Annotated in this window: 3 protein-coding genes and 1 pseudogene; all 4 read left to right on the forward strand. The window is 73.2% G+C overall.

Going from position 1 to position 3,567, the window contains the following annotated elements; translation table 11 throughout:
- Positions 1–119 (forward strand): annotated as a pseudogene (locus ACFW2E_RS40045) (sulfite oxidase-like oxidoreductase); the annotation flags it as partial.
- Entirely contained in the window at positions 112–867 is a 756-nt protein-coding gene (locus ACFW2E_RS40050; RefSeq protein WP_384474972.1) for a ferredoxin reductase, read from the forward strand. The pseudogene ACFW2E_RS40045 and the gene ACFW2E_RS40050, both read left to right, overlap by 8 nt.
- A 321-nt stretch (positions 868–1,188) precedes the next feature.
- Positions 1,189–1,773 (forward strand): hypothetical protein, encoded by a 585-nt coding sequence (locus ACFW2E_RS40055; RefSeq protein WP_384474975.1) that lies wholly within the window; start codon positions 1,189–1,191, stop codon positions 1,771–1,773.
- 215 nt (positions 1,774–1,988) lie between these two features.
- Positions 1,989–2,957: an acetylxylan esterase gene (locus tag ACFW2E_RS40060; protein WP_384474978.1), complete on the forward strand. Its 969-nt coding sequence runs from the start codon at positions 1,989–1,991 to the stop codon at positions 2,955–2,957.
- Positions 2,958–3,567 lie beyond the last annotated feature (610 nt).

Here is a 3,567-nt window from a genome sequence, read left to right on the forward strand (position 1 = left end):
GCGCCACGTGGATCGCCGGCATCACCCGGCTCGACCCCGACTCGCCGGGCGTCGGGGAGCGGAACGGCTACCACGCGCGGGGCAACCCGTGGGAGGAGCAGCGGTACTCCGGTGACTGACACCTTCACTCCCCCGACCCGCTTCGCGGTACCCGGACGCATCGCCGTCGACGACCGGGCGGCGACGGTGTGGCAGACGGCCACCCTCACCGAGGTCCGGCGCGAGACGCCGCACGCCGCCACGTTCCGGTTCGCGGTGCCCGGCTGGGCCGGGCACCTGCCCGGGCAGCACCTGATGCTGCGGCTCACCGCGGAGGACGGCTATGTGGCGCAGCGCCACTACTCGATCGCGTCCGCGCCCGACGACTCCGGGCACATCGAACTGACCCTGGACCACGTCGAGGGCGGTGAGGTCTCCGGCTGGTTCCACACGGAGGCCGGGCCGGGCGACACCGTCGAGGTGCGCGGCCCGGTCAGCGGCTTCTTCGCCTGGCCCGGCGACCGGGCCGCGCTGCTGATCGGCGCCGGCTCCGGAGTCGTACCGCTCATGTCCATGGTGCGCCACCACCGGGCGGGCGGTCTCACCGTGCCGCTGCGGCTGCTGGTGTCCGCGCGCAGCCCCGAGGAACTGATCTACGCGCGGGAGTTCGGTACGGAGACGACGCCGGTGTTCACCCGCAGCGCCCCCGAGGGTGTGCGGGTGGGACGTATGGCCGCCGCACATGTGGCGCCTCTCCTGGCCGAGCAGCCTCCTGGTGGGTGGGAGGCCTATGTCTGCGGATCCAACGCGTTCGCCGAGCACGCCTCACGGCTGCTCGTCGAGGCGGGCCAGCCGGTGGACCGTATCCGCATCGAGCGCTTCGGCTGAACCGTCGGCGACCGGACGGCCGGGCGGCCGGGCGGCCGGGGCGCGCCAGTGGGTGTCGAGCGCCGCTGTGGGGCCCTTTGCCATGGTCGGCTCCGCTGTGGTGCCGGACGTACGGGCGGGTTCCACGGCTGGTCCAAACCGGTCGCCCGCCGCGGCCGTGCGTCTGGAATGCGCCGGTCCACGAGGTGAGCGAACTGCTCCGTACGGGGTACGAAACCGGTGTGGACGCTCGCATGCGTATGCGGTGCGGGGGAAGCGGTGACCCGGTCCCGGTCCGGGCCGTCCCGCCTCCCGGGCTCCGGTGACGGCGAGGAGGTCGGCATGCGAACCCGGGCTCGCGGTCGGCGCCGGCGGCACAACCCGCTGCGGCGCCGCTCGGACGTCGTGGAGGCGTGGACGGCGGTGGCCGTCGCCTTGCTGCTGCTGGTGGGTGCGCCCCTGGCCGGCGTGCTGGCGGGGCTGTGGGCCCATGACGGGGCCCGGACGGTCGCCCTGGAGCAGCGGGCGGAACGGCACCGTGTCCGCGCCGAGGTGATCGGTGCCTCGCCCCACCGGCTGCCCTCGGTGCAGGGCGGCCGGGAGCGCGCCTACCGGGCGACGGTGCGCTGGACGGAGCCGGGCCGGGAGGCCCGCACGGCCGTGGCGCGCGTCCCGGCGGGGAGCCGGCAGGGTGATGTGGTGGACGTGTGGTTCGACTCCCGGGGGCGTGGCGTCGCACCGCCGCCGGACGACGTGGCGGTCTGGCAGCACGCCGTGAGCATCGGCCTGTGCGCGGCGGGCGGAGCGGCGGCCGTGACGCTCCTCGGCCATGGCGCCGTACGCCATGTCTCACTGCGCCACCGGATGTGCGAGTGGGAGCGGGACTGGGCGCGCACCGGCCCCGAATGGACGCGGGGCAAGGCCTGAGGGCGTGCGAGTGGTCGGCGGAGGTGGCGGCGTTCCGGCCATCGGGAGTTTCCGGCTTTCCCACCAGGGCAGGCGGTAGGCGTCCTTGACCAGGATCGACCGGGGACGTCACGCGCCGTGCCGGGCGCGGGCCGTCCCAGGAGCCTGGCCAGTCCTCCGACCCTCCACGTACGGTGTTGATCATCCGCACGACGACTCCTCAAAGGCGGTTGTTGATGGCCCTGTTCGACCTTCCACTCGACGAGCTCCGTGAGTACCGCAGCGAGTCCGCGGAGCCCGAGGACTTCGACGCCTTCTGGTCGAAGACACTTCAGGAGGCCCGCGAGCACGATCTCGACGCCCGCTTCGAACCGGTGGACGTGGGTCTGACGGCGGTGCGGGTGTACGACGTGACCTTCGCGGGGTTCGGCGGTCACCCGGTCAAGGGCTGGCTGCTCCTGCCCGCCGGAGCCGAGGAGCCACTGCCGCTGGTGGTGGAGTTCGTGGGTTACGGCGGCGGGCGCGGTCTGCCGCACGAGCACCTGCTGTGGGCGTCGACCGGCCGGGCGCACTTCGTGATGGACACCCGTGGCCAGGGCAGTGCCTGGGGCGGCGGGGGCGGGACCGCGGACCCGGTGGGCGGCGCCCCGGCGTATCCCGGGTTCATGACGCGGGGCGTCGACGCGCCCGAGAACTACTACTACCGGCGGGTGTTCACGGACGCGGTGCGCGCGGTCGAGGCGGCCCGCTCGCACCCGCTGACCGACGCGGCACGCACGGTCGCCCTCGGCGGGAGCCAGGGCGGCGGCATCACGATCGCCGTCGGCGGGCTGATGCCGGACCTGACGGCCGTCGCCCCGGACGTGCCGTTCCTGTGCGACTTCCCGCGCGCGACGACGCTGACGGACCGTCATCCGTACCGGGAGGTAGGCCTCTACCTCAAGACCCACCGCCGCCGTTTCGACGAAGTGCTGCGCACGCTCTCCTACTTCGACGGCGTCCACTTCGCGGCCCGCGGGCGGGCCCCCGCGCTGTTCTCGACGGCGCTGGAGGACCAGACGTGCCCGCCGTCGACGGTCTTCGCGGCCTTCAACGCCTGGGCGCACGAGGACAAGGCGATCGAGGTCTACGACTTCAACGATCACGAGGGCGGCGGTCCCTTCCAGGACGCGGAGAAGGTGCGCTGGCTGCGGTCGTACACCTGAGACGGGACCTGGGAGGAGCGCGGGGACACGCGTGAGGCCACCGAGCGTTTCGTCCGGGTCCGACGTTCCGCGAACCGCGCCGGGCTCGTCGGCTGCCTGCGCCGGCCGTTCGCGCCGGAGCAGTGACGGCGGTCCGGTCCTCGCCGCCGGTGGCCGGGATCCGGGCCTTCGGCAGCCACTCCTCGCCATGCGCCACGCGAACGACCACTGGCACCGAGACCAAACGGAACAACGCGTTCCCACCGAGACGGATCAGCTCTGCGCCTCTGTCATCGAGCCCCGCGACCCGGCACGCGGCACTCATCACCCGCGTAGCCCTGACCGACATGAACCCCTCTTGCGTTCGAGCAGCGTCAACCGCCGTGCGCGTACCAACTCCCCTAGTCGCGCGCGATCGACCGGTGCTCGCGTGTGTGTGACCAACCCTTCCTCCTCTGACCGTCCGGCGGCCTTCCGTCCGGTCCGACTGGTCGGTACGTTCATGGGGCCGCCCTGGGCGCAGTATCGCGGCCAGGGTGTGCCCCCGACCACGGAGGGCCCCAGTACCCCCACCAAGCAGTCGTTCACGGTGCCTGCGACGCGCGCGTGAACGCGCTGGGGCACGCCATAG

Source organism: Streptomyces sp. NPDC058964 (assembly GCF_042741275.1).
In the GTDB taxonomy this organism is placed as follows: domain Bacteria; phylum Actinomycetota; class Actinomycetes; order Streptomycetales; family Streptomycetaceae; genus Streptomyces.

What these genes read in the sequence shown, in the direction of transcription:
- ACFW2E_RS40055 (WP_384474975.1), top strand. Translation starts at nt 1,189, where the DNA reads ATGCGAACCCGGGCTCGCGGTCGGCGCCGGCGGCACAACCCGCTGCGG.
- ACFW2E_RS40060 (WP_384474978.1), top strand. Translation starts at nt 1,989, where the DNA reads ATGGCCCTGTTCGACCTTCCACTCGACGAGCTCCGTGAGTACCGCAGC.